Origin of the sequence: Streptomyces sp. NPDC001914, assembly GCF_042891215.1 — a bacterium.
Classification (GTDB): domain Bacteria; phylum Actinomycetota; class Actinomycetes; order Streptomycetales; family Streptomycetaceae; genus Streptomyces.
Window position 1 is genome coordinate 669,935 of record NZ_JBIASW010000002.1, and the last position, 25,405, is coordinate 695,339.

Here is a 25,405-nt window from a genome sequence, read left to right on the forward strand (position 1 = left end):
ATGATCAGGACGCGTGCGCCTGTCGGCACGCGGAGGAGTGGTGCTCTGTGCACGGGTATTTCGTCGTGGGCGTCGCGCTGATCGTCGCGGCGCAGGCGGGGATCGGGACGGCGGCCGTCACGAGGTACTGGATCCCGCCGTGGGTGCGTCCGCGGGTCGTCCGCCCGAAGCTGTGGGGATGGGGTGCGCTGACGGGCGCCCTGGGCTGGTCCCTGTTCATGGTCCTCGGACCGCTCCGCGGACCCGACTCAGCGCTGATGCCGTACGCCCTGGGCGGGATGGGCCTGTTCCTCGCGAGCCTGGTGGTGCAGATGACGGCGCAGCGCCCGGGCCGGCGCCCCGCGGTCCCGCCGGACACCGAACGGCCGTGACGCGGGGGCGCGCACGGACGGAGACGCCGCCCCGCCCGTGCCCAGCCCTCGCCTACGTCCGCCGCCGGCCGATCTTCGACCCCAGCCACACGAGCGGGTCGTACTTGCGGTCGACCGCCCGTTCCTTCAAGGGGATCAGCGCGTTGTCCGTGATCTTGATGCCCTCGGGGCAGACCTCCGTGCAGCACTTGGTGATGTTGCAGTAGCCGAGGCCGTGCTCGTCCTGGGCCGTGCGCTTGCGGTCCAGGCCGGAGTCCGCGGCCGCGTCCAGCGGGTGCATGTCCAGCTCCGCCACCCGCATCAGGAAGCGGGGCCCGGCGAACGCGGGCTTGTTCTCCTCGTGGTCACGGACCACATGGCAGGTGTCCTGGCACAGGAAGCACTCGATGCACTTGCGGAACTCCTGCGACCGGTCGACGTCCTCCTGCATCATCCGGTACTCGCCGGGTCCGACACCGGCGGGCGGCACGAAGGCGGGCACCTCGCGCGCCTTGTCGTAGTTGAAGCCGACGTCGGTCACCAGATCCCGTACGACCGGGAAGGCGCGCAGCGGGGTGACGGTGATCGTCTCCTCCTGGGTGAACACCGACATCCGCGTCATGCACATCAGGCGGGGCCTGCCGTTGATCTCCGCCGAGCACGAACCGCACTTGCCCGCCTTGCAGTTCCAGCGCACCGCGAGGTCGGGGGCCTGGGTCGCCTGGAGCCGGTGGATGATGTCGAGGACGACCTCGCCCTCGTTGACCTCCACCCCGAAGTCCTCCAGGCCGCCGCCCTTCACGTCTCCACGCCACACCTTGAAGCGGGCCTCGTAGCTGCTCACTCGTACAGCTCCTCTTCGGCGAGGTACTTGACCAGCTCCTCCTTCTCGAAGAGGGCGAGCAGGTCGGGGCGGATGGGCTCGGTCGTCTCGTTCAGCAGGTCGATCTGTCCGGCGACCGGGTCGCTGACCGCCGTCCCGCCGGTCGGGTCGGTGAGCCGGCACAGCAGGTTGATCCGGCGCCAGGAACGTTCCATCGCCGGGTGGTCCTCGCGTGTGTGGCCGCCCCGCGACTCCGCGCGCTCCAGCGCCGCCCGGGCGACGCACTCGCTGACCAGGAGCATGTTCCGCAGGTCCAGGGAGAGGTGCCAGCCCGGGTTGAACTGACGGTGGCCCTCCACCCCGGCCCGGCGCGCCCGTACCCGCAGCCCGGCGAGCTTCTCCAGGGCCTGCTCCATCTCGGCCTCGCGGCGGATGATGCCGACCAGGTCGTTCATGGCCTGCTGGAGCTCCTGGTGCAGGGTGTACGGGTTCTCGGGCGGCTGCGAGGCGACGGCGGGCGCGCCACCCGCCGACGGGGCGGGGACGGACTCGGGTCCCTCGGCCGAGAACGGCCGCAGCGCCTCCGCGGCGGCCTCGTCGACCTGGGTGTCGTCCACGGGCGGACGGGTGTCCTCCCCGGTGAGACCGGCCGCGTACTCGGCCGCGTGCCAGCCCGCCCTGCGCCCGAACACCAGGAGGTCGGAAAGGGAGTTGCCGCCGAGCCGGTTGGAGCCGTGCATGCCGCCCGCGACCTCACCGGCCGCGAACAGCCCGGGCACCCCGCGCGCCGCCGCCGTGTCCGAGTCGACCGCGATGCCGCCCATCACGTAGTGACAGGTGGGGCCGACCTCCATGGCCTCCGCCGTGATGTCGACGTCGGCCAGCTCCTTGAACTGGTGGTACATGGAGGGCAGCCGGCGTTTGATCACCTCGGCCGGCATCCGGGTCGACACGTCGAGGAAGACGCCGCCGTGCGGGGAGCCGCGGCCCGCCTTCACCTCGGAGTTGATGGCCCGCGCCACCTCGTCGCGCGGCAGCAGCTCCGGAGGACGCCGGTTGTGGTCCGGGTCCTCGTACCAGCGGTCGCCCTCCTCCTCCGACTGCGCGTACTTCTCCTTGAAGACGTCGGGGATGTAGTCGAACATGAACCGCTTGCCCTCGGAGTTGCGCAGCACCCCGCCGTCGCCGCGCACCGACTCGGTGACGAGGATGCCCTTGACCGAAGGCGGCCAGACCATGCCGGTCGGATGGAACTGCACGAACTCCATGTTCAGCAGCGGCGCCCCGGCGAGCAGCGCCAGCGCGTGCCCGTCGCCCGTGTACTCCCAGGAGTTGGACGTCACCTTGAACGACTTGCCGATGCCGCCGGTGGCGATCACCACGGAGGGGGCCTCCAGGACGAAGAAGCGCCCCGACTCCCGTTCGTAGCAGAAGGTCCCGGAGACCCGCTGTCCGTCCTTCAATATCCGTGTGACGGTGCACTCCTGATAGACCTTCAGGCGCGACTCGTAGTCACCGGTCTCCCGCATGTCCTCCTGCTGGAGGGACACGATCTTCTGCTGGAGCGTGCGGATCAGTTCGAGGCCGGTGCGGTCCCCCACGTGGGCGAGGCGCGGATACTCGTGGCCGCCGAAGTTGCGCTGCGAGATCCGCCCGTCCTTCGTCCGGTCGAAGAGGGCGCCCCAGGTCTCCAGTTCCCAGACCCGGTCCGGTGCTTCGCGGGCGTGCAGCTCGGCCATCCGCCACTGGTTGAGGAACTTGCCGCCGCGCATGGTGTCGCGGAAGTGGACCTGCCAGTTGTCGCCGGAGTTCACGTTGCCCATGGCGGCCGCGATGCCGCCCTCGGCCATCACCGTATGCGCCTTGCCGAACAGCGACTTGCAGATCACCGCCGTACGGGCGCCGCGCTCGCGTGCCTCGATCGCGGCACGCAGTCCGGCGCCGCCGGCACCGACCACGACGACGTCCCACTCCTGTCGGTCGACCACGGACATCAGGGGGCTCCATCCGATCTAGAAGAAGCGCGGATCGTCGAAGGCGCCGGACGCGACCAGGTACACGTAGAAGTCGGCGAGCGCCACGCTCACCAACGAGGCCCAGGCCAGCAGCATGTGACGGGCGTTCAGGTTTCCGACCCACTGCCACATCCGGTACCGCACGGGATGCTTGGAGAAGTGCTTGAGCTTTCCGCCGACGATGTGCCGGCAGGAGTGGCAGGAGAGGGTGTACGCCCAGATCAGCGTGATGTTGACCAGGAACACCAGCGTGCCGAGGCCCATGTGGCCCCAGGCGTAGTGCTCGTCGCGGAAGGAGAGCACGGTGTCGTACGTGAGGATCCCGGCGACGACGAGGGCCGCGTAGAAGAAGTACCGGTGGATGTTCTGCAGGATCAGCGGGAAGCGGGTCTCGCCGGTGTACTTCTTGTGCGGCTCGGCCACCGCGCAGGCCGGCGGGCTCGCCCAGAACCCCCGGTAGTAGGCCTTGCGGTAGTAGTAGCAGGTCAGTCGGAAGCCGAGCGGGAAGACCAGGATGATGATGGCGGGCGAGATGGCCCACCAGCTCCCGAACAGGTCCGCGTTCGGCCCGGCCCGCATCGTCCCGCACCGTTCGGCCAGACAGGGCGAGTAGAACGGGGAGACGTAGGGAGCCGCGTAGTAGTGCGTGTCCGAGAAGGCCCGCCACGTCGAGTACACGATGAAGGCCAGCAACCCGGCCGCGGTGGCGGCGGGTGCCAGCCACCAGCGGTCGGTCCGCAGATGCGGGGCGGCGATCGCGGCGCGCGTACCCGTTCGTACACCGCCGCTGTTCAGATGAGGTTCCGTACCAGTGGCCAACTTCGCACTCCGGTCGGGTTCGGGGGTGCGCCGGTGTCGCGGGCGCTAGTGGGAGGGACCGTGGTGCGCGCCGAGACCCTCGTCGTCGGAATCGGTCCACAAGGAGCTGTCGTACGGGGTGTCGGAGACGGTCACCAGGTCGGGCAGCCTGCCGGAGGCGGACACCGCCGGTCCGGGTCCGGTGGGGCGCCTCGGGGAGGGTCCGGCGGCCTCGCGCAGCAGCGCGAGGCTCTCCCGCAGGTGGTCGGCGTCGGCGCGCACGCGGCGCATCTCCAGACCGGTGCCCATCTGCTGTTCCAGGCGCCGCACCGACCGCTGCAGGTCGTCGAGGCTGCGCTGGACTGACGTCAGGTCGTCGTGCACGGACATGACTTGCCCTCACTTCCGTGGGCCCCGCGGCCTTCAGGCGGCAACGTTCATGCGCCTGCGAGTGTTGCGCGTCACAAGGTCCCGTGTGAAGGCGTGTGCACGGATTGAAGACCGTCACGCTCCAGAACGAACACTGTGCGCCGTTCTCTTCACCCGCGCGCCGGTCGGATTCCGCGCGCGCCCGGGGGAGGGTCCGAGAGCCGCGCGGCAGGCCGGACGGTGCGGCGGACACGAGCCTTCGGTGGTCCGGCGCGATGTCCGGATACGAGCCCTCGGTGGTCCGGATCGGTTCCGGATTGCGCCGCACGAGTGGGGTTCCGGGCCCGTGCCGCCGTGTCGCCGCCTCCTCTCCACCGCACTGCTCTTCAGTTGGGACGTAGATCAGATCAACTCCCTAATACCGCCGAACGGGACCAGAAACGGACCAGCTCCCGCGGCGGAGCGTCCCCCGGAGGTTGCAGTGATGTCCCACGAAGGCGTCGGACTGCGCGCGGTGATGCGCTCGGCCGCATTTCTCACCGCGGGCGCGCTCGCGGTACCCGCCCTCGCCGCATGCAGTGCGGACGACGAGGCCGACAGACCGGTGGCCGTGCAGGACATCGCGCCCGCGTCCCGTGACCTGATCGCCGACGGCGGCACCCTGCGCTGGGCCGTGGACGCCGTACCGGAGACGCTCAACGCGTTCCAGTCGGACGCCGACGCCGCGACCACCCGTGTCGCGGGCGCCGTCCTGCCGTCGATGTACCGGCTCGACGCGAACGGCCGGCCGAAGATCAACTCCGACTACCTGGAGTCCGCGAAGGTCGTGGACACCTCGCCCAAGCAGGTCGTGCTGTACAAGCTCAACCAGCAGGCCGTGTGGAGCGACGGACGCGAGATCGGCGCCGCCGACTTCGCCGCCCAGTGGCGCGCCCTGTCCGGCAAGGACTCCGCGTACTGGACGGCACGCAACGCCGGTTACGACCGGATCGAGAAGATCGAGCGGGGCAAGAACAACCTGGAGGTCCGCGTCACCTTCAGCCGGCCCTACGCCGACTGGAAGGCGCTGTTCTCGCCGCTGTACCCGAAGGACGTCATGGGTACCGCGGACTCCTTCAACGACGGAGCGCGGCGCAAGCTGAAGGTCACCGCGGGCCCCTTCGCGGTCAAGACGGTCGACCGCAAGGCCGGCCAGGTGCGGCTCACGCGCAACGCCCGCTGGTGGGGCCGTCCCAGCAAGCTCGACGAGATCGACCTGGTGGCCGTCGCCCGTGACAAGCGGGCCGAGGCGCTCGCCGACGACAGGCTCGACCTGGCCGAGATCGACCCCGCCGAGGCCGAGCGCGTCACCCTCGCGGCCCGGCACAAGGACGGCGCCCCGTTGCAGGGCGCCTCCGCGACGAGCGAGAAGAGCCAGAAGGCCACGTCGAGGAAGAAGGGCGAGGAGAGCGAGTCCGAGGAGGAGGACGGGAAGAACTCCGCGGACGAGAAGAGGGACAAGGAGGAGGGCGCCGAGCACGAGAAGAGCGCCCAGCACGAGAAGAGCGAGAAGAGCGAGAAGAGCCGGACGGGCAACAAGGACGAGGACAGCGACACGAGCGAGCGGGGCGAGAAGGCCAAGAAGGACGACGACGGCGACAAGGGCGACAAGGCCGGCGAGAAGGGCGACAAGAGCGACAAGGACGAGGCCGGCGGGAAGGGCGACAAGGGCTCCGGGCACGAGAAGGCCGGCGACGAACGGGACGACGAGAGCGAGAAGGGGAAGTCGGGTACGAAGGGCAGCGGGGCCGGCGCGAAGAAGGCCTCCTCGGGGTCCGCGCTGAGCGGCTTCGTGGTCCGCAAGTCCCTCGAACCCGCCTACACGCAGCTCGCCCTCAACGGCTCCGAGGGTCCCCTCGCCGACGAGCGCGTCCGCCGGGCGGTGGCCCGCGCCCTCAACCGCAAGGAACTCGCCCAGATCGTCCTCCGGCCGCTCGGCCTGCCCGCCGAACCGGTCGGCAGCCATCTCGCCCTGGCGGGTCAGGCCGCGTACGCCGACAGCAGCGGCGCTCTCGGCAACCAGGACGCCGCCGAGGCGCGGGCGCTGCTCGCGGACGCCGGCTGGGTGCCGGGCGGCCCGGTCACGGAGCAGAAGAAGACGGAGAAGGCCGCCGGGTCCGAGGGCAAGAAGGGGGACGGCGACGAGGACGGCAGGCCGGGCGAGGGCGGGACGTACGACCTCGGCGACGACGGCAAGCCCTCCGGGGTGGGCCGCGAGCCCGCCCAGGACCCCAAGGACCACGCGCGGAAGCAGGAGCAGTCCGGCGTGAGGCAGGGAGCGCACACGGACGAGCAGGCCGCCCGGCACCTGGACGGCCGTCAGTACGCAGGGCCGGGCGGGCTTCCGGGGGCGTACGCGCCCAAGGGGACGGCCGCGCCCAAGGGGACGGCCGCTCCTGCCGGCGCCGCCTCCAACGTCCTCGCCAAGGACGGCAAGCCACTGGCGCTGCGCTTCGTGGTGCCCTCGGGCACGGGCTCGGAGTCCCTGCGGCTCGTGGCCGACCGGATCGCGCGGATGCTCCAGCGCGTCGGTGTCCGCACGGACATCACGAAGGTCTCCGACGAGAGCTACTTCAAGGACCACATCGCCGCGGGCGACTACGACCTGGCGCTCTACTCGTGGCCCGCCTCCGCCTTCCCGGCCACGGACGCCCGTCCGATCTACGCCAAGCCCGTGCCGGCGGCGGACGGCTCGCTGAGCGTCGAGCAGAACTACACCCGCGTCGGCACCGACCAGGTCGATCAGCTCTTCGACCAGGCGCTCTCGACCCTGGACGAGGACGAGGAGCGCTCCCTGGTCCGCAAGGCGGACGCCCGTATCTGGGCCGCCGCCGGCTCCATCCCCCTCTACCAGCGCCCCCAGCTCGCCGCGGCCCGCGTCGGCCTCGCGAACACCGGGGCCTTCGGGTTCCAGACCCCGGTGTACGAGGACATGGGCTTCCTGAAGAAGGGCGCGAAGGGGCCCCAGCAGTCCCCGGCGGCCAGTAGTACCGGCAAGTAGGGTGTCCCCCCGTGTCCGGCGATCACCGCTGGACACGGGGACACGGGGGACACGGGGGACGATCATGAACCGGAGCGCACTCACGGGCACCGCGGCGGGTGTCGCCGCGGTGTTCCTGTTTCTCGGCGCCACCGCCTGCACCGGCGGCACCGGGGACCGGGACGCGAAGAAGGACCACGGAGCCGCCGCGTGCGCGCACGGCACGTACGCCTGGTCCGGCGTCGTGCGCGGGTACAGGCTCACCGGGCTCGCCGACCCGATCACGATCAAGAAGAAGACGCACTCGGTCTCGGGTGAGATCAGGCCGCTGAGGGGCGTCAGCTACAAGCCCCACATGACGTCCTCGGGCACGGGGGTCCTCGCCGCGGACGCCATCAAGGCCCTCGGCCGGCATCTCGGGACGGAGGAACCGCTCGCCGGCCCCTCGGAGCCGGCCGCGCCGGACGAGGTACCCGAGCGGTTCCACCACGAAGGCGGGGACTTTCTCGGGGCCTACTACGCGTGGAACTCCGTCGACCTGGTCGAGGCCGATTTCACGTACACCTGCCGGAGCGGCGCCCGGCCGGTCCGGGGTCATGTGGTCACGTGGGAGAGGACCGGTGGCGGGTTCCTGCCCTGTTCCGAGGACGTGATCCGGGACGCCCCGTCGGTCGCGGACGCCGCGGAGCGCGCGGCCGCCCGGAAGCTCTGTCCCGCCGGATCACCGGCGCGGAGCAGCGCCTGATCAGGAGGCCGTGAGCGGCGTCGCGGGTCCGCCCGCCCGGGCCCGCGGAGGCCGTCTCCGTCCGGGCCACGTACGATGGGGTAAGGCCGTGGCGTGTTCAGCCCGGCAGTGGCCCCGCGGATGCGGAGGCCGTCCACTCACTCCGGGAGAAGCGCCTCACTATGGCCACGCGCCACGACATCCGCAACGTCGCCATCGTCGCCCACGTCGACCACGGCAAGACCACTCTGGTCGACGCCATGCTCAAGCAGGCCGGTGCCTTCGCCGCGCACGCCGCAGAGTCGCTGGACGACCGCATGATGGACTCGAACGACCTGGAACGTGAGAAGGGCATCACGATCCTGGCGAAGAACACGGCGGTCAAGTACCACCCGAAGGATGGCGGCGACGCCATCACGATCAACATCATCGACACCCCCGGCCACGCCGACTTCGGTGGTGAGGTCGAGCGCGGTCTGTCGATGGTGGACGCGGTCGTCCTGCTGGTCGACGCCTCCGAGGGCCCGCTGCCGCAGACCCGCTTCGTGCTGCGCAAGGCGCTCCAGCAGCGCCTGCCCGTCATCCTGTGCATCAACAAGACGGACCGCCCGGACTCGCGGATCGACGAGGTCGTCAACGAGACCTACGACCTCTTCCTCGACCTGGACGCCGACGAGGACCAGATCGAGTTCCCGATCGTCTACGCCTGCGCGCGTGACGGCGTGGCCTCGCTGACCAAGCCGCAGGACGGTACCGTCCCGGCCGACAGCGACAGCCTGGAGCCGTTCTTCTCCACGATCCTGGAGCACGTCCCGGCCCCGTCCTACGACGAGACCGCGCCGCTGCAGGCCCACGTCACCAACCTGGACGCCGACAACTTCCTCGGCCGCATCGCGCTGCTCCGCGTCGAGCAGGGCGAGCTGCGCAAGGGCCAGACCGTCACGTGGATCAAGCGCGACGGCACGATGTCGAACGTGCGCATCACCGAGCTGCTGATGACCGAGGCGCTCACCCGCAAGCCCGCCGAGGTGGCCGGCCCCGGTGACATCTGTGCCGTCGCCGGTATCGCGGACATCATGATCGGCGAGACCCTCGCCGACACCGAGAACCCGATCGCGCTGCCGCTCATCACGGTCGACGAGCCGGCGATCTCGATGACCATCGGCACCAACACCTCGCCGCTCGTCGGCCGCGGTGGAACGGGCAAGGGCGCGGACGCCAAGGCCGCGGTCAAGGACCGCAAGGTCACCGCCCGCCAGGTCAAGGACCGCCTCGACCGCGAGCTGATCGGTAACGTCTCGCTGCGCGTGCTCGACACCGAGCGTCCGGACGCCTGGGAGGTCCAGGGCCGTGGTGAGCTCGCGCTCGCCATCCTGGTCGAGCAGATGCGCCGCGAGGGCTTCGAGCTGACCATCGGAAAGCCCCAGGTCGTCACCCAGGAGATCGACGGCAAGGTCCACGAGCCCGTCGAGCGCATGACGATCGACGTGCCCGAGGAGCACATGGGTGCCGTCACCCAGCTCATGGGCGTCCGCAAGGGCCGGATGGACAACATGTCCAACCACGGCTCGGGCTGGGTCCGCATGGAGTTCGTCGTGCCCTCCCGCGGTCTGATCGGTTTCCGGACCGAGTTCCTGACCCAGACCCGCGGCACCGGCATCGGCCACTCGATCCACGAGGGCCACGAGCCGTGGTTCGGCACGCTGGCGACCCGCAACAACGGCTCGCTCGTCGCCGACCGCGCCGGCGCCGTCACCGCGTTCGCGATGACGAACCTCCAGGAGCGCGGCGTGCTGTTCACCGACCCCGGCACCGAGGTGTACGAGGGCATGATCGTCGGCGAGAACTCGCGCTCCGACGACATGGACGTGAACATCACCAAGGAGAAGAAGCTCACGAACATGCGGTCGTCCTCGGCCGACTCGTTCGAGGCGATCGTCCCGCCGCGCAAGCTCTCCCTGGAGCAGTCCCTGGAGTTCTGCCGCGACGACGAGTGCGTCGAGGTGACCCCGGAGGCCGTTCGCATCCGCAAGGTCGTGCTCGACCAGCGCGACCGTGCCCGCACGGCGAGCCGCGCCAAGCACGGCTGACCGAGCACCGCTGATCCACCGGTCCCGTCGGCCTGATCCGTCAGGCCCGGCCGGCTGATCCACCGGCGATCCGAGCCCGGGTGCCCCCGCAGGGGGGTGCCCGGGCTTTTTTGCCACCCGTTTCCCCCTTCCCGTGTCCGAAATGCGGTGCGTCCAGACCGATACGCATGTAACACGTCCGTTTCGGGGGCTTCTCCCGCAGATCATTTTGTCCAGATTTTGGAAGATGTACGCGGCAGCTGTGATGGGATCGAGACCTAAAGGCTGTGGTCGGTTATCTGGCTCATGTCACATAGTTAGCCGCGTAACGCTCGGGTCAATGGGTCATGCGCTGTGGGGACAGCGTCGACTCACGAGCACAGTGGGGTGCTTGATCCTCCGTCAGGGGTGTCGGAGGTCAGCAGTACCCCTCCTGTCCGTGCACCGGTTGAGTCATGAGGAGGTACCCATGTGCGGTGTCATCAGCGCCCTGTGGGTCACATCGTCCCCTGCGGTCCGCGACGACGGCGCGGAGTTCCGATCTCTGATCCGCTCCCGCGCGTACTGACGCGGGGGCCGGCGCCTGCGCCCGGCCCGAGGGACCGTGACGTGGTTTCAACTACGCGCGTCCCCCTGGGATTTCGGGGTGGCCGTCGGCGATCGATGTCTCTTCTGAACCGAACGGTGGCCGGGCACGCCAGGTGACGGCCGCCGACTCGGCACGGCCCGATCCGCCCCGGCGGAGCGGCGCCGCCGGGTACGGCACACCCACACTTGCGGAATGGGCGAATTGTGACGAGTCCTATCGAGACTGAGGACGGCGCGGAACCGGTCGTCGTGCACGGCGGGCAGGCGGCGACCGCGAAACCCGAGGGCGAGCAGCTCGTCGGCCGGTCTCCCGGCCAGTTGATGTGGACCCGCTTCAAGCGGGACCGCTCGGGGGTCATCTCCGCCTACGTCGTGGGGTTCTTCTTCCTGATCGGGCTGCTCGCCCCGCTGATCTCCAAGCTGTACGGCAAGAACCCGTACACGGTGTACGCGGACGAACGCCCCGAACTCTTCGACAGCGCCGGTGTTCCGCTCCAGCCCAACGGCGGTATCAGCGGCGAGTTCTGGTTCGGCCTGGAGCCGGGCAACGGCTACGACGTCTTCACCAAGCTGATCTTCGGCATCCGGACCTCGCTGATGATCTCCGTGGCGGTGACGGTCACGGTGGTGCTCACCGGCATCCTGCTGGGAGTCACGGCCGGTTACGTCGGCGGCAAGGCCGACTACGCGATCAGCCGCATCGTCGACTTCCTGCTGGCCTTCCCCTCGCAGCTCTTCTTCATCGCGAGCATGCCGGTCGTGGTCTCGCTCTTCGTGAGTCCGCGCGACGAGACACCGACCTATGTACGCGTGGTCGCGCTGATCGTCGTCCAGTGGTTCCTCGGCTGGATGAGCCTCGCCCGCATCCTGCGGGGTACCTCGCTCTCCCTGCGCGAGCGGGAGTTCATCGAGGCGGCCAAGGTGAGCGGGGCGTCCCCCTGGCGGATCATCCGCAAGGAGGTGCTGCCCAACGTGGTGACACCGCTCCTGGTGCAGACCACCTACCTGCTGCCGAACTTCGTGACGATCGAGGCGGGTCTGTCGTTCCTCGGCGTCGGAATCGTCGAACCGACGCCCGACTGGGGACAGATGTTCTCCAAGGCCTCGACGGAACTCGTTCTCCAGAACGACATCACCTACATGTTCTTCCCGGGCGTCTCGATGATCATTTTCGTCGTCGCGTTCAACCTGCTCGGGGATTCGGTCAGGGATGCCTTCGATCCCAAGACGGCTCGCTGACCAAAGAGTTGTGGGCGCCTTCGCCCCGAATCGAACGGCACTTTCCACAGCACCTCAATGTCAGATCACTGGTTCGAAGAACGCAGACCGCAACTCACCGGCACCACAGGTGCACTTGTTCGCACCGGTGACAACAGATGGGTAGGAATCTGAGTGATGAGTAGGGGCGGACGCCACGCATACGCCGCAATCTCCGTGCTCGCGGCGGGAGCTCTCGTGCTCACCGGTTGCAGCAAGGGCGGCAGCGACAACGGGAACAAAGACAACAAGGACAAGGAGAACGCGCAGCGGCAGCAGCAGTCGATCAAATTCGGCAACGCCGCCGACTCCACCGGTCCCGCGGCCGAGGTGCCGGGCGCGAAGAGCGGCGGCACGATGGAGGTCCTCCAGCGTGACAGCTACGCGCACCTGGACCCGGGCCAGATCTACGTGTCCGACGAGGGTTCCCTCGCCACGCTGCTCCACCGTGGTCTGACCGGATACAAGGCCACGAGCGACGACGGCTCCAAGCACGAGATCGTCGGCGACCTCGCCACCGACTCCGGCACCACGACGGACGGCGGCAAGACCTGGAAGTACACGCTCAAGGACGGCATCAAGTTCGAGAACGGTACGGCGATCACGTCCAAGGACGTCCGCCACACCTTCGAGCGCATGTTCGCCCCGTTCATCAACCAGGGCCCGCCCTACGTCCAGCAGTGGCTGGCCGACACCCCGGGCGCGGACTACCGCAAGCTGCTGAAGGACGGCCCCTACAAGGGCAAGCACCTGCCGGACAGCATCCTGCAGACGCCGGACGACAAGACGATCGTCTTCAAGTTCAAGACGTCGCACCCCGACCTTCCGTACGCCCTCGCCATGGCGGGCTACGCGATCGTCTCGGAGAAGGGCGACACCAAGACGAAGTACGACCGGGCGCCCGTGACGACCGGTCCGTACAAGATCGAGTCGTTCAAGTCCGGCAAGTCGATGGTCCTCGTGAAGAACACCAACTGGGACCCGAAGACGGACCCGATCCGTCACCAGTACGTGGACAAGTTCAACATCACGTTCAACCAGCAGTACGAGACGTCCACCAAGACGCTGCTGGCCGACACCGGAGCCGACCAGGCCGGCATCAGCTTCAACAACCAGGTCGACGCGGGCAACCTCTCCAAGGTCCTCGCCGACCCGAAGATGAAGTCCCGTACGGTCTCGGGCTTCCAGCCCTACGTCGGTCAGATGAACATCAACCTGAGCCACCCGGCGCTCAAGGACAAGAAGATCCGCGAGGCCATCGCCTACGCCCTGCCGATCACGCCGTTCGTGCGCGCCTACGGCGGCACCGACGCGATGCAGGTCGCCGGCGGTCTCATCAGCCCGACGGTCAGCGGCTACGACGCCGCCTTCGACCCGCACGGCAAGATCAAGAAGCCGGCCGGTGACCCGGTCAAGGCCAAGGCCCTGCTGAAGGAGGCCGGCAAGGTCGGCATGAAGCTGACCTTCGGCTACATCAACACCCCCGAGGGCCAGCAGTACTCCACCGCCATGGCGGAGGGCCTGAAGAAGGCCGGGTTCGACGTCCAGCGCCAGGAGATCCCGGCCGAGACCTACTACGACCAGGTCAGCAAGCTGGACAACAACTACGACATCTTCCACACCGCGTGGGGTGCCGACTGGCCGTCCGCCTCGACCGTGATCCCGCCGCTGTACGACGGTCGCGGTATCGCCGACGGCGCGCAGAACTACTCGCAGGTCAACGACCCCAAGGTGAACGCGGACATCGACCGCATCAACAAGATCACCGACCCGGTCAAGGCCGCGGCCGAGTGGGAGAAGGTCGACCAGTACCTGGTCAAGGACGTCGTCAACGTCGTCCCGACCGGCTACTACAAGCAGACCCAGATCGCCGGCTCCAAGGTCGGCGGCCTGGTCTACGACGACGTGATCGGTGGCGTCGACCCGCGTCGCCTGTTCGTCAAGTAACCGTCGCTCAGACGGGGCCCGGCGCGTCCGCCGTTCCACAGGCGGAGGCGCCGGGCCCCGCCGGGCCCGCTGACGTCTGAGAGCTGCCCCTGCCATGCTGCGCTTCCTCATTCGCCGGACACTCGGCGCCGCCGTCATTCTCTTCCTGCTGAGTATCGTCGCGTTCCTGCTGTTCTTCGGGATGCCGAGGGACCCGGGCCTGCTGATGTGCGGCAAGACATGCACGCCTGCCAACCTCGCGAACATCCATCACGTGCTCGGCCTCGACAAGTCGATCCCCGAGCAGTACTGGATCTTCCTGCACAACCTCGTGCTGGGCAGCAACGGCTTCGACCAGGGTCCGTGCCCCGCACCCTGTTTCGGGTACTCGTACCACACCAATGAAGAGGTCTGGGGCACGCTGATGGACCGCCTGCCCACCACGGTGTCGCTGACGCTGGGTGCCGCGGTCTGCTTCCTGGTCGTGGGTCTGGGCACGGGCATGCTCGCCGCGTGGAAGCGCGGCACGCTCGTCGACAAGACGGTGACCGCCGGCGCGATGGTGCTCAGCTCGATGCAGATCTACTTCCTCGGCCCGCTGGCGCTGGCCGCTCTTGTCTACCAGAGCCATCTTTTCGACAAGCCCGCCTACAACGACTTCACCGCGAACCCCGTGAGCTGGTTCTCCGGGCTGATCATCCCCTGGGTGATCCTGTCCACGATCTTCGCCTCGCAGTACACCCGTATGGCGCGCTCGTCGATGATCGAGCAGCTCCAGGAGGAACACGTCCGCACCGCCCGGGCCAAGGGCATGTCGCGCAAGTACGTCTTCTTCCGCTACGCCTGGCGCGGATCCCTCATCCCCATCGTCACCATCTTCGGCATCGACCTGGGCTCGCTGCTGGGCGGCGCGATCATCACCGAATACACCTTCGGACTGCCCGGCCTCGGCAAACTCGCCGTGGAATCGGTCTTCTTCAGCGACCTTCCGCTGCTGCTGGGCGTGATGCTCTTCTCCGCCGCCATGATCCTGCTGTTCAACATCATCGTGGATGCCTGCTACGCCTTCATCGACCCGCGCGTGCGGCTGTCCTAGGAGCAATCCGTGACCACTCTGACCAAGGAATCGGGCGCCGGAGCCCCGGCGGACTCGGGCGCCTTCCTCTCGGTGCGTGACCTGTACGTCCGGTTCAAGACCGAGGACGGCGTCGTCAAGGCCGTCGACGGGCTCTCCTTCGACCTCGAACGGGGCAAGACCCTCGGCATCGTGGGGGAGTCGGGCTCCGGCAAGTCGGTGACCAACCTGACGGTCCTCGGCCTGCACAACCCGATGTTCACGGACATCGAGGGCGAGATCGTGCTCGACGGGCAGGAGCTGATCACCGCCCGCGAGTCGGAGTTGGAGAAGGTGCGCGGCAACAAGGCCGCGATGATCTTCCAGGACCCGCTGACGGCGCTCTCCCCGTACTACACGGTGGGCCGGCAGATCGCCGAGCCGTTCTGGAAGCACACCGGGGCGTCGAAGAAGGCCGCCTGGGACCGGGCGGTGGAGATGCTCGGCAAGGTCGGCATCCCCAACCCCAAGGAACGGGCGAAGGACTACCCGCACCAGTTCTCCGGCGGTATGCGCCAGCGCGCGATGATCGCGATGGCGCTGGTCTGCGACCCCGACCTGCTGATCGCGGACGAGCCGACCACCGCGCTCGACGTCACCGTGCAGGCCCAGATCCTCGACCTCCTGAAGAACCTCCAGCAGGAGTTCGGCTCGGCCATCATCTTCATCACGCACGACCTGGGCGTCATCGCCGACATGGCCGACGACATCATGGTGATGTACGCGGGCGGGGCGGTGGAACGCGGCACGGTCAACGAGGTGCTGCGCTCGCCCCAGCACCCCTACACCTGGGGCCTGCTGAACTCGATGCCGCGGCTGGACTCGGACCTCGGTACGCCGCTGGCCCCGATCCCCGGTGCGCCGCCCTCCCTGCTGAGGCCGCCGTCGGGCTGCCGGTTCCACCCCCGCTGCACCTTCCGGGGCGAGGTCGGGGGCGCGCGGTGCGTGGACGACGTCCCGCTGCTGCCCGCGGGCCGGGGAGGCGCGTGCCACCTCACGGCCGAGCAGAAGCAGACCATTTTCATCGAGCAGATCAAGCCCCGGCTGCGGTAGGGAGAACAGCGAGATGAAGGAAGACGTCGAGAAGGACGTCACGGCGGGCGCGGCCACGCTGCCCGCGCCCCGCGCCGCCGAGGGTGAGAGCTCCGGCGAGCCGCTGCTGGTGGTCGAGAAACTGGTCAAGCACTTCCCGGTCAAGGGCGGCTTCCCGATCCGGCGCACCATCGGCGCGGTGCAGGCCGTGGACGGCATCGACCTGACGGTGCACGTGGGCGAGAGCTTCGGCCTGGTGGGGGAGTCGGGCTGCGGCAAGTCCACGACCGGACGGCTGATCACCCGCCTGCTGGAACCGACGGGCGGCTCCATCTCGTACCGCGGCCAGGACATCACGCACGCGAGCCGCAAGCAGCTGGCGCCGGTCCGCTCCGAGATCCAGATGATCTTCCAGGACCCCTACTCGTCGCTGAACCCCCGCCAGACCGTCGGCAAGATCATCTCGGCGCCGATGGAGATCAACGGCATCGACCCGGCGGGCGGCCGCGAGAAGCGGGTCCGTGAGCTGCTGGAGATCGTCGGCCTGAACCCCGAGCACTACAACCGCTTCCCGCACGAGTTCTCCGGCGGCCAGCGCCAGCGCATCGGCGTGGCCCGCGCGCTGGCGTCCGAGCCGAAGCTGATCGTCGCGGACGAGCCGGTCTCAGCGCTCGACGTCTCCATCCAGGCGCAGGTCGTCAACCTCCTCCAGGAGGTGCAGAAGGAACTGGGCATCGCGTTCCTGTTCATCGCCCACGACCTGGCGGTGGTACGGCACTTCTCGCAGCGCGTCGCCGTCATGTACCTCGGCAAGGTGATCGAGGTCGGCGACCGGGACTCCATCTACACCCGGCCCCGGCACCCCTACACCCACGCCCTGCTGTCCGCCGTGCCCGAGGTCGAGCTGGAGGCGTCCGACAAGCCCCCGCGGGAGCGCATCCGCCTCGCGGGAGACGTCCCCTCGCCCATCGCCCCGCCCTCCGGCTGCCGCTTCCGCACCCGCTGCTGGAAGGCGCAGGACAAGTGCGCGGCCGAGGAGCCGCCGCTGGTGCGGATCGCGGGCAACCGTGAGGGGCATCTGACGGCGTGCCACTTCCCGGAGGAGCCGACCACCGAGGCCCGCGACGAGGACATCGTCCTGGACCCGGCCCTGGCCGCCCTGGAGGACACCACCGAGGGCTCCTAGGACGACCTGCCGTACGAGGAGGGGCCCGCGCGGAACGCGCGGGCCCCTCCTCGTCGTGCGGGCTCACGCCGGGTGAGGGAGCCGGCGGCCCGGGTCAGGCCGGCCCGGCCGGGGGCCCGACGCCCGGATTCCGGCCGGGCGAGGCGCGGTGGGGCCGGGCGCGGTACGGCCCGGGGTGGGGCGCGGTACGGCCTGCGGGTGTTTGCCCGGGGGAGGTGCGGGACGGCCTGCGGGTGCCTGCCCAGGGTTGGGCGCGATACGGCCTGCGGGTGTCTGCCCGGGGTGAGGCGCGGTTCGGCCCGCGGTGCCTGCCCGGGTGAGGGGCTGTCGTGGGCGTCCTGGCCCCGCCGGGGCGGTCAGGCCAGGCCGGCGATCGTGATGATCTCGGGGGCGGTGGGGGAGAGCGGTCGGCGCGCCCAGTCGCCGTACTGCTCGCGCACCACGAGCCCGGCCTCGCCGAGGAACTCCCGCAGGGCCTCCGCGCCCAGGAACCGCAGCGTGCTGCGGCTGACCCGCGGCCGCCCCCAGCGGGCGTGCTCGAACGTCTCGCTGAACGTCACCCGGTCCCCGAGCACCGGCGTCTCGACCTCGTGCCGGACCCGTACGGCGTCCCCGTGGGCGTCGCTCACCTCGCGTGCCCGGTCGGGGCGCCACCGCTCCCACGCCCGGGCGGCGGGATTGCGGGTCTCGAAGACGAACCGCCCGCCGTCGCCGAGGGCCCGCCGGACGGCGGCCAGCGCCGAGCGCAGCTCCTCGTCGCCGACGAGCACCTGGAACGCGTGCCCGGTCATCACGACGAGGTCGAACTCCCGCTCCCAGCGCACCGATCCGAGGTCCCCGAGCACCCACTCGACGTCCGCCCGCCCGCGCGCCTGCACCAGCATGGCCGCCGCGGGATCCAGCCCGCACAGCCGCCCCCCGTGCCCGGTCTCGCGGGCACGCGTCAGCAGGCGTCCCGTCCCGCATCCGACATCGAGCACGGACCGCGCGGACATCACCAGATCCAGGTAGAAGTCGTCGCTCGGACCCCATGGATTCAGCGCGTCGTACAGGGCGGCGAGGGACACGTCACTGAACGATCGGTCAGCCATCGCAGCAGTCTGTCAGCCCCGGCGGCCATACGAAACCACTGATCGGAAAGGAACCCGTGAGCGGGCGGAGAGGGAAGAATGGCTGGTTGAACGGACGGGAAGCGGGAACCGGGGCGCGACAGGCCGCGGCACCGCCCACGGGAATCGGGACGGGATGCTGCACCACATCGAGCTGTGGGTACCGGATCTGGCGCGGGCCGTACGCTCCTGGGGCTGGCTGCTCGAGCGGCTCGGGTACACGCCGTACCAGGACTGGCCGGACGGCCGGAGCTGGCGGCTGGGGGAGACCTACCTCGTCTTCGAGCAGTCCCCCGCGCTGACCGGCGACCGCCACGACCGGCTGCGCCCGGGACTGAACCACCTCGCCTTCCACGTCCCGAGCCGCGCCGAACTCGACACCCTGGTCACCGAGGCCCCGGCCCACGGCTGGACCCTCCTGTTCCCCGACACCCACCCCCACGCGGGCGGCCCCGCCCACTACGCCGCCTACCTGGAGAACCCGGACGGCTTCGAGGCCGAACTCGTGGTCAGGCGGGAGGAGTAGCGGGACAGGAGGCCGACGGGGTCAGCGGACGATCCGACCGCGCACCACGACGCGGCACGGGTGGCGCAGGACGCCCGGTTCCCGCCGCGGGTCCGCGTCGTGGACGGTGATGTCGGCCAGGGAGCCCTCGGCCATAAGCGGCAGCCCCAGGAACGCGCGGGCGGTCCAGCTCGCCGCGCCGACGGCGGCCCCGGACGGCAGCCCGGCCTCGATCAGATGCGAGACCTCCGCGGCGACGTCGCCGTGGGGCGGGAGGCAATGCCCGTTGGTCACGGGCTCGTTGACCGCCTCGGCGTGCGTCGAATCGGGGGTCGTTTAATCGCTCGACACCGAACGCCCCGGGCCGGGATGCTTCACCCCGATGACTTCACAGACACGTACGGACAGGCCCCGTGACTGGGACGAGCGTTCCCAGTTGGCCACGTTTCTCGACTACGCCCGTGCCACCGCCCGCGCCAAGTGCGAGGACGTCTCGGCCGAGGACGCCCGCAAGGCCCCGTTGCCCGGCTCGCCGCTGATGACGCTGAGCGGGCTGATCAACCATCTCCGCTGGGTCGAGTACTACTGGTTCCAGGTGGTCTTCCTGGGCGAGGAGGACGAGGGTCCCTGGACGGACGAGGACCCCGACCGCGAGATGCGGATCGCCGTCGACTTCCCGCTCCCGCAGCTTCTCGACGAGTACGACGAACAGAGCGCCCGCTACCGCACGCTGGTGGCCGAGCACGACCTCGACACCAAGGCGAAGCGGGCCGGCCGCGACGGCACCCACGTCGACCTCCGCTGGATCGTCCTCCACCTGGTGGAGGAGACGGCACGGCACAACGGCCACCTCGACATCCTGCGCGAACTGGCCGACGGCCGGACGGGCGACTGACCATGGGAGAAGCAGAGTTGACGCACCCCACCATCCGGACGATCACCTTCGACTGCACCGGCGATCCCTACGATGTCGCCCTGTTCTGGAGCCGGTTGCTGGGCCGGCCGCTCGCCGACGACGACAAGCCCGGTGACCCGGAAGCGGTGATCGAGGACCCGGCCGGTGGCCCGACGCTTCTGTTCGTGCGGGTCCCCGAGGGCAAGACGGTCAAGAACCGCGTCCACCTCGACCTGACCCCGCACGGCCGGACCCGCGACGACGAGGTCGAACACGCCATCTCCCTGGGCGCCCGCCGCGTCGCGGACCACATCCGCCCCGACGGCAGCGGCTGGGTTCTCCTCGCGGACCCCGAGGGCAACGAATTCTGCATGGAGCGCGGGGAGCTGGGCTAGCCGTTCCCCCTCCACGAGAGAAGGCCCGCACCGAAAGGTGCGGGCCTTCGTTCCCCTGGAACCGATTTCACGGACTCGGGTCAATGGGCCGGGAAAGACGGTTCCTGAAGGTGGCGGCTGACGAAAAGGGGTGTGTCAGACCGCCGCCTCGGAGTCCTTCGCGAGGCGCTGGGCCGGAACGGTCTCCGTGGTCTCCGGGTAGTGGCAGGCCGTCAGGTGACCGTCGTTGCTGCCCGAGATCTGCACCAGCGGCGGAGCCTCGGTCGCGCACTTCTCCGTCGCCTTCCAGCAGCGGGTGCGGAACCGGCAGCCCGACGGCGGGTTGAGCGGCGAGGGCACGTCACCCTTGAGCAGGATGCGCTCACGGGCCGGGACGTCGTCCGCGGTCGCCTCGGGGACGGCGGACATCAGCGCGCGGGTGTACGGGTGGCGCGGGTTCTCGTACAGGTCCTCGCGGTTGGCGATCTCGACGATCTTGCCGAGGTACATCACCGCGACGCGCTGCGAGAAGTGCCGCACGATCGCGAGGTCGTGGGCGATGAACAGGAACGCGATGCCCAGGTCCCGCTGGAGCTCCTGGAGCAGGTTCACGACCTGCGCCTGGATGGAGACGTCGAGCGCGGAGACCGGCTCGTCCGCGACGATCAGCTTCGGCTCCAGGGCGAGCGCGCGGGCCACGCCGATGCGCTGGCGCTGGCCGCCGGAGAACTCGTGCGGGAAGCGGTTGTAGTGCTCGGGGTTGAGGCCGACCGTCTCCAGCAGCTCCCGGACGCGCTTCTCGTAGCCGCCGGGAGCCTTGATCCCGTTGATCTCCATGGGACCGGAGATGATCTTTCCGACCGTCTGCCGCGGGTTCAGCGAGGCGTACGGGTCCTGGAAGATCATCTGGATCTCGGAGCGGACCGGCGCGAGCTGCTTGCGGTTCGCGTGCGTGATGTCCTGGCCGCGGTACTTGATGCTGCCGCCCGTGGGCTCCAGCAGACGCGTGACCAGCCGGCCCGTCGTCGACTTGCCGCAGCCGGACTCGCCGACCAGACCGAGGCTCTCGCCCTCGGCGACCTGGAAGTCCAGACCGTCCACGGCCTGGACCGCGCCGATCTTCCGCTTGAAGGGGAAGCCGCCCATCACCGGGAAGTGCTTGGTCAGTCCGGTGACGTCCAGGAGGGGGTTCGTGTTGCTCATGATCGTGAAGTCCCGTCTCAGTTACGTCAGTGCGACCGCGTCGCGGCGAGGTCGGCGAAGAAGTCGCGGCGCTGGTCCGCCGTGAGGTGGCAGGCGGCACCGCGCCCGTCCGTGACCTGGAGCAGCGGCTGCTCGCTGGAGCAGCGGCCGTCCGTGACCTTCTCCGCGAAGGTGCACCGCGGGTGGAAGCGGCAGCCCGACGGCGGGTTGAGCAGCGAGGGCGGCGATCCGGGGATCGGCGACAGCGGCACGTCCACCGGTCCGTCGAGGCTCGGCATCGAGCCCAGCAGGCCCCAGGTGTAGGGGTGCTGCGGCGCGCGCAGCACCTCCTTCTTGGTGCCCCGCTCCACGCAGCGGCCGCCGTACATCACCAGCACGTCGTCCGCGATGTCGGCGATGACGCCGAGGTCGTGGGTGATGAAGATGATGGCGGTGCCGAACTCCTGCTGGAGGTCCTTGAGCAGGTCCATGATCTGGGCCTGCACGGTGACGTCGAGCGCGGTGGTCGGCTCGTCGGCGATCAGCAGCTCGGGGTCGCAGACCAGCGCCATGGCGATCATCGCGCGCTGGCGCATACCGCCGGAGAACTGGTGCGGGTAGTCGTCCACCCGGACGTCCGGCTGCGGGATGCCGACGCGGCGCAGCATCTCGATCGCCCGCAGCCGGGCCTCCTTCTTGGAGGCGCCGGTGTGCTTGCGGTACGTCTCGCCGATCTGCCGGCCGATGGTGTGGTACGGCGACAGCGAGGCCAGCGCGTCCTGGAAGATCATCGACATCTTGTTGCCGCGCAGCCGCTCCAGCTCCCGCTCGGAGGCGGTCAGCAGTTCCTTGCCGTCCAGCAGGATCTCGCCGTCGATGGCCGTGCGCTGACGGTCGTGCAGACCGAGGATCGTCAGGTTCGTGACGGACTTGCCCGAACCCGACTCGCCCACGATGCCGAGTGTCTTGCCCTTGGCCAGGTCGAAGGTGAGGCCGTCGACGGCCTTGACGACGCCGTCCTCGGTGGAGAAGTGGACCTTCAGATCCCTGACGGACAGGAAGGGCTGCTGATCGGTGCTCGTCACGGGGACGCTCCTGGGGGGTGATGCGAGGGGGTAGCTTGCGGTCGGCGGGTGGCCGGCGCGGGGGGCGCCGGGGTCAGGCGAGCCGGATCCGCGGGTCGATGAAGGCGTAGACGGCGTCGACGATGATGTTGAAGAACACGATCGCCCCGGAGGCCACCAGGGTCACGGCCAGCAGCATCGGGAGGTCGTTCGCCTCGACGGCGGTCACGGCGAGCTTGCCGATGCCCTGGAGGCTGAAGACCGACTCGGTGATGATGGCGCCGCCGATGAGGGTGCCCAGGTCGATGCCGAAGATCGTGACGATCGGACCCATCGCGCCGCGCCAGGCGAAGCGGAAGAACACCGAGGCCCGGGACAGGCCCTTGGCGCGGGCGGTGCGCACGTAGTCCTCGCTGAGCTGTTCCACCAGCTGGGAGCGGGTCATACGGGTGTAGTTGGCCGTGAAGATGATCGACAGCGTCAGCCAGGGCAGCAGCAGGCCGCCGGCCCAGGCACCGGGGTCGTCGGTGAACGGCGTGTACGAGGGCTGCTCGAGGATGCCGAGCTGCTGGACCAGGAAGTACATCGCGATGTAGCCGACGAAGTAGATCTGGAGCGAGGAGCCGATCAGCGAGAACGAGCTGGCGATCTTGTCGGCCGCCTTGCCCTGCTTGACCGCGGCGATCATGCCGGTGCCGACACCGATGATGAGGAAGAAGACCGAGGCGCCGAGCGCGAGGGAGAGCGTCGTCGGCATGCGGTCCATGATCGTGCCCAGGACCGGCTCACGGTTGGTGAACGAGAAGCCGAGGCACGGGGCGTTGCAGTTGCCCAGGCCGCCGTAGTCACGCCCCAGGAAGATGCCCTCCAGCCAGTGCCAGTACTGGACCGGCAGCGGATCGGCGATCCCGAGGTTCACCCGGACCTGCTCCAGCAGGTCCTTGGTGCAGACCTTGCCGCACGCCATGCGGGCAGGGTCACGCGGGATCGCGTAGAAGAGCATGAAGGTGACGGCGCTGATGATCAGCAGAATCACAAGTGCGCCGAGGATTCGGCGGACTAGAAAACGGAACATGTGGCGTGACTTTCCGGACGGGGCGCCGTCGCCGGGAGTGTGGGGAGTGGTACGAGGGGGTGGAGAGGGACCGGGGCGGCGGCACGGGTGCCGCCGCCCCGGAGCTGGATCAGGCCTTCGCGGCGTAGACCTTGCCCAGCGCGATGCAGGTGTTGCCGGAGTCGTAGATCACGCCGCCGACCTTGGAGCCGTGGAAGTAGTTGCGGATCGGGTTGTAGTCCGGAACCACGGCGGCGAGCTGCATGATCTGCTCGTCGATGTCGCCCCACATCTTGGCGGCCTTCTTCGCGTCGGGCTCGATCGTGGCGGCGGCGATCGCCTTGTCCACGCTCGCGTCCTTCAGCTGCGGCCAGTTGACGCCACCGTCGGCGATCTGGCTGCTGTCGAAGCAGGGCTGGATGACGGCGTAACCGGCCGGCCAGTCCGGGCCCCAGCCCGCGGCGAACATGTCGTACTCGTTGTCGAGCTGACCGATCTGGCTGTAGAAGGAGGTCTTGTCGACCTGCTTGATGACCGGGGTGAAGCCGGCCTTGGTCAGCGCGGTCTTGATCGCGACGGCCTGCTTGACCGCGTTGTCGGACTGCTGCATCGCGACGACGATGGTCTGGCCCGACTTGCCGGCGGCCTTGAGAAGGGACTTGGCCTTCTCCGGGTCACCCATGGGCTTGGTCTTCTTCTCGTAGAGGTCGAAGTCCTTGTGGCCCGGGGTGAGGGGGCTGATGATCGTGGTCGCGGTCGCGGTGGAGAGCGAGCCGCCACGGATCTGCTGGAGCTGCTTCGAGGGCCAGGCGAAGTTGAGCGCCTGGCGCACCTTGACGTCGGTGACGCGCTTGGTGTTGATCGCGAAGTAGTAGCAGGTGGTGTCGACCTGGGTCAGGACGCGCTTCTTGAGCGTCGGGTCCGTCATGACCTTCTGGATGCGCTCGGCAGCGACCTCGTTGAGCAGCGACAGCGTGTACTGGTCGTTGCCCTTGTCGGCGATGTAGCGGTCCGTCGAGGCCAGCGACTGGAAGCCGAACTGGAAGACGAACTTGTCCGGGTACGCGTTGCGCAGCGGGTCCGTCTCGGCGACCCAGTGCTCGTTGCGGACCAGGGTCGCGCCCTTGCCGATGCTGCGGCTCTCGATCTTGTACGGGGCGCAGGACAGCGGGTGCTTGTCGTACTTCTCCTTGGTGTCGTGCTTCTTGGGCACGATGGAGAAGCCGCGCATGGCGACCATGAAGTTGAAGTCGGCGTGGGCCTCCTTCAGCTTGAACGTGATGGTCTTGCCGCTGACCTCGATGGAGTCGAGGTGCTTGCCGCCGTAGGGGCCCTTGTACTTGTCGCCGCCGATGAGCCAGCCCTGCGGGTAACGGGGACCCTGGGTGACGAAGGAGGCGAAGAGGCGCTCGAAGGTGTGGCGGACGTCCTCGATGGTGACGTCGGCGCCGTCCTCCCACTTCACGTTGTCCTTGAGCGTGAAGGCCCAGGTCTTGCCGCCGTCGCTCGCGGTGCCGGCGTCCGTGGCGAGGTCACCCACGAGGGTGGTGCCGCCCTTGGAGTCGACCTTGTAACCGGTCAGGCCGCGCAGGAACAGGACCGAGCAGGCGCCCTCGTAGGAGGAGTAGAGCTGCGCCGGGTCCAGGTGGTCCCAGTCGATCTGGTCGAGGGTGTAGATCGTGCCGCCCTTGACGGCGCCGGCGACCTCGGGGGCCGGACCGGTCGAGTCGGCCTTGGTGCCGACGGCGATCTCAGCGGCCTTGGCCTTGTCCACGGACGGAGCCTTGTTGCTGCCGGTCCCGCCACCGTTGCCGCTGCTGCAGGCGCTCAGGACCGTGGTGGCTCCGGCGGCCACACCAGTGGCTATGAGGAAGTTTCTGCGGGAAAAGGACATGGCTTACCTGCCTAGTGATGGTTGAGTGACAGACGGGCAACCAGCCGGACGACTACGA

At 69.0% G+C, this 25,405-nt stretch carries 22 protein-coding genes; 12 read left to right on the plus strand and 10 right to left on the minus strand.

Annotation, left to right across the window (positions count from 1 at the left end; genetic code table 11):
- Nucleotides 1-47: 47 nt before the first annotated feature.
- Nucleotides 48-371 (plus strand): hypothetical protein, encoded by a 324-nt coding sequence (locus ACFYYF_RS08000; protein WP_388772537.1) that lies wholly within the window; start codon nucleotides 48-50, stop codon nucleotides 369-371.
- A gap of 52 nt (nucleotides 372-423) precedes the next feature.
- Here ACFYYF_RS08000 and ACFYYF_RS08005 read toward each other — a convergent pair whose 3' ends face one another.
- Genes ACFYYF_RS08005 through ACFYYF_RS08020 form a run of 4 tightly spaced genes read right to left on the minus strand, consistent with a single transcriptional unit; the run spans nucleotide 424 to nucleotide 4,376 of the window.
- On the minus strand, nucleotides 424-1,194 hold the full coding sequence (locus ACFYYF_RS08005; protein ID WP_365480143.1) for a succinate dehydrogenase/fumarate reductase iron-sulfur subunit: 771 nt from the start codon (nucleotides 1,192-1,194) through the stop codon (nucleotides 424-426).
- Complete coding sequence (locus tag ACFYYF_RS08010; RefSeq protein ID WP_388772540.1) at nucleotides 1,191-3,167, minus strand: fumarate reductase/succinate dehydrogenase flavoprotein subunit; 1,977 nt, start codon at nucleotides 3,165-3,167, stop codon at nucleotides 1,191-1,193. Before ACFYYF_RS08010 ends, ACFYYF_RS08005 begins: the two co-directional genes overlap by 4 nt.
- Before the next feature lie 18 nt (nucleotides 3,168-3,185).
- The gene (locus tag ACFYYF_RS08015) at nucleotides 3,186-4,007 is read right to left on the minus strand and encodes a hypothetical protein (protein ID WP_388772543.1); all 822 of its coding nucleotides are present in this window, start codon (nucleotides 4,005-4,007) and stop codon (nucleotides 3,186-3,188) included.
- A gap of 45 nt (nucleotides 4,008-4,052) precedes the next feature.
- Nucleotides 4,053-4,376, minus strand: a complete 324-nt coding sequence (locus tag ACFYYF_RS08020) for a hypothetical protein (protein ID WP_365480134.1) — start codon at nucleotides 4,374-4,376, stop codon at nucleotides 4,053-4,055.
- A 463-nt stretch (nucleotides 4,377-4,839) separates the two neighbouring features.
- Here ACFYYF_RS08020 and ACFYYF_RS08025 point away from each other — a divergent pair, with 463 nt between their 5' ends.
- From ACFYYF_RS08025 to ACFYYF_RS08060, 8 genes are all read left to right on the plus strand, one after another.
- Entirely contained in the window at nucleotides 4,840-7,395 is a 2,556-nt protein-coding gene (locus ACFYYF_RS08025; protein WP_388772546.1) for an ABC transporter substrate-binding protein, read from the plus strand.
- A 64-nt stretch (nucleotides 7,396-7,459) separates the two neighbouring features.
- A complete protein-coding gene (locus tag ACFYYF_RS08030) occupies nucleotides 7,460-8,119 on the plus strand; it encodes a hypothetical protein (protein WP_388772548.1) in 660 nt (219 codons plus the stop codon).
- Between the two features lie 161 nt (nucleotides 8,120-8,280).
- A complete protein-coding gene (gene typA, locus ACFYYF_RS08035) occupies nucleotides 8,281-10,188 on the plus strand; it encodes a translational GTPase TypA (protein WP_388772551.1) in 1,908 nt (635 codons plus the stop codon).
- Nucleotides 10,189-10,959: 771 nt separating this feature from the next.
- Nucleotides 10,960-11,994, plus strand: a complete 1,035-nt coding sequence (locus ACFYYF_RS08040) for an ABC transporter permease (RefSeq protein WP_388772554.1) — start codon at nucleotides 10,960-10,962, stop codon at nucleotides 11,992-11,994.
- 156 nt (nucleotides 11,995-12,150) lie between these two features.
- The gene (locus ACFYYF_RS08045; protein WP_365480120.1) at nucleotides 12,151-13,959 is read left to right on the plus strand and encodes an ABC transporter substrate-binding protein; all 1,809 of its coding nucleotides are present in this window, start codon (nucleotides 12,151-12,153) and stop codon (nucleotides 13,957-13,959) included.
- Nucleotides 13,960-14,053: 94 nt separating this feature from the next.
- The gene (locus ACFYYF_RS08050) at nucleotides 14,054-15,034 is read left to right on the plus strand and encodes an ABC transporter permease (RefSeq protein ID WP_361688652.1); all 981 of its coding nucleotides are present in this window, start codon (nucleotides 14,054-14,056) and stop codon (nucleotides 15,032-15,034) included.
- A gap of 9 nt (nucleotides 15,035-15,043) precedes the next feature.
- Complete coding sequence (locus ACFYYF_RS08055) at nucleotides 15,044-16,105, plus strand: ABC transporter ATP-binding protein (protein ID WP_388772557.1); 1,062 nt, start codon at nucleotides 15,044-15,046, stop codon at nucleotides 16,103-16,105.
- A 13-nt stretch (nucleotides 16,106-16,118) separates the two neighbouring features.
- Nucleotides 16,119-17,270, plus strand: a complete 1,152-nt coding sequence (locus tag ACFYYF_RS08060; RefSeq protein ID WP_388772560.1) for an ABC transporter ATP-binding protein — start codon at nucleotides 16,119-16,121, stop codon at nucleotides 17,268-17,270.
- Nucleotides 17,271-17,626: 356 nt separating this feature from the next.
- On the opposite strand, the gene ACFYYF_RS08065 is transcribed toward ACFYYF_RS08060, so the two are convergent.
- Nucleotides 17,627-18,361 carry a class I SAM-dependent DNA methyltransferase gene (locus tag ACFYYF_RS08065; protein ID WP_388772563.1) on the minus strand — a complete coding sequence of 245 codons (735 nt, stop codon included), beginning with the start codon at nucleotides 18,359-18,361 and terminating at the stop codon, nucleotides 17,627-17,629.
- A gap of 154 nt (nucleotides 18,362-18,515) precedes the next feature.
- On the opposite strand from ACFYYF_RS08065, the gene ACFYYF_RS08070 reads away from it, so the two are divergent.
- Nucleotides 18,516-18,905, plus strand: coding sequence for a VOC family protein (locus ACFYYF_RS08070; protein ID WP_388772565.1), 390 nt, complete (start codon nucleotides 18,516-18,518; stop codon nucleotides 18,903-18,905).
- A 21-nt stretch (nucleotides 18,906-18,926) separates the two neighbouring features.
- Here the strand turns inward: ACFYYF_RS08070 and ACFYYF_RS08075 are convergent, their stop codons facing one another.
- Nucleotides 18,927-19,178: a hypothetical protein gene (locus ACFYYF_RS08075; RefSeq protein WP_388772567.1), complete on the minus strand. Its 252-nt coding sequence runs from the start codon at nucleotides 19,176-19,178 to the stop codon at nucleotides 18,927-18,929.
- 88 nt (nucleotides 19,179-19,266) lie between these two features.
- Between ACFYYF_RS08075 and ACFYYF_RS08080 the strand changes: the two genes are divergently transcribed.
- Entirely contained in the window at nucleotides 19,267-19,779 is a 513-nt protein-coding gene (locus tag ACFYYF_RS08080; RefSeq protein WP_361688667.1) for a DinB family protein, read from the plus strand.
- A 2-nt stretch (nucleotides 19,780-19,781) separates the two neighbouring features.
- Nucleotides 19,782-20,174, plus strand: a complete 393-nt coding sequence (locus ACFYYF_RS08085; RefSeq protein ID WP_388772570.1) for a VOC family protein — start codon at nucleotides 19,782-19,784, stop codon at nucleotides 20,172-20,174.
- A 135-nt stretch (nucleotides 20,175-20,309) separates the two neighbouring features.
- Here ACFYYF_RS08085 and ACFYYF_RS08090 read toward each other — a convergent pair whose 3' ends face one another.
- From ACFYYF_RS08090 to ACFYYF_RS08105, 4 genes are all read right to left on the minus strand, one after another.
- The gene (locus tag ACFYYF_RS08090) at nucleotides 20,310-21,356 is read right to left on the minus strand and encodes a dipeptide ABC transporter ATP-binding protein (protein WP_365480098.1); all 1,047 of its coding nucleotides are present in this window, start codon (nucleotides 21,354-21,356) and stop codon (nucleotides 20,310-20,312) included.
- A 26-nt stretch (nucleotides 21,357-21,382) separates the two neighbouring features.
- On the minus strand, nucleotides 21,383-22,420 hold the full coding sequence (locus ACFYYF_RS08095) for an ABC transporter ATP-binding protein (protein WP_361688676.1): 1,038 nt from the start codon (nucleotides 22,418-22,420) through the stop codon (nucleotides 21,383-21,385).
- A 73-nt stretch (nucleotides 22,421-22,493) separates the two neighbouring features.
- Nucleotides 22,494-23,474 carry an ABC transporter permease gene (locus ACFYYF_RS08100; RefSeq protein WP_361688678.1) on the minus strand — a complete coding sequence of 327 codons (981 nt, stop codon included), beginning with the start codon at nucleotides 23,472-23,474 and terminating at the stop codon, nucleotides 22,494-22,496.
- A 109-nt stretch (nucleotides 23,475-23,583) separates the two neighbouring features.
- Complete coding sequence (locus tag ACFYYF_RS08105) at nucleotides 23,584-25,347, minus strand: ABC transporter substrate-binding protein (RefSeq protein ID WP_388772575.1); 1,764 nt, start codon at nucleotides 25,345-25,347, stop codon at nucleotides 23,584-23,586.
- Between the last annotated feature and the right edge of the window lie 58 nt (nucleotides 25,348-25,405).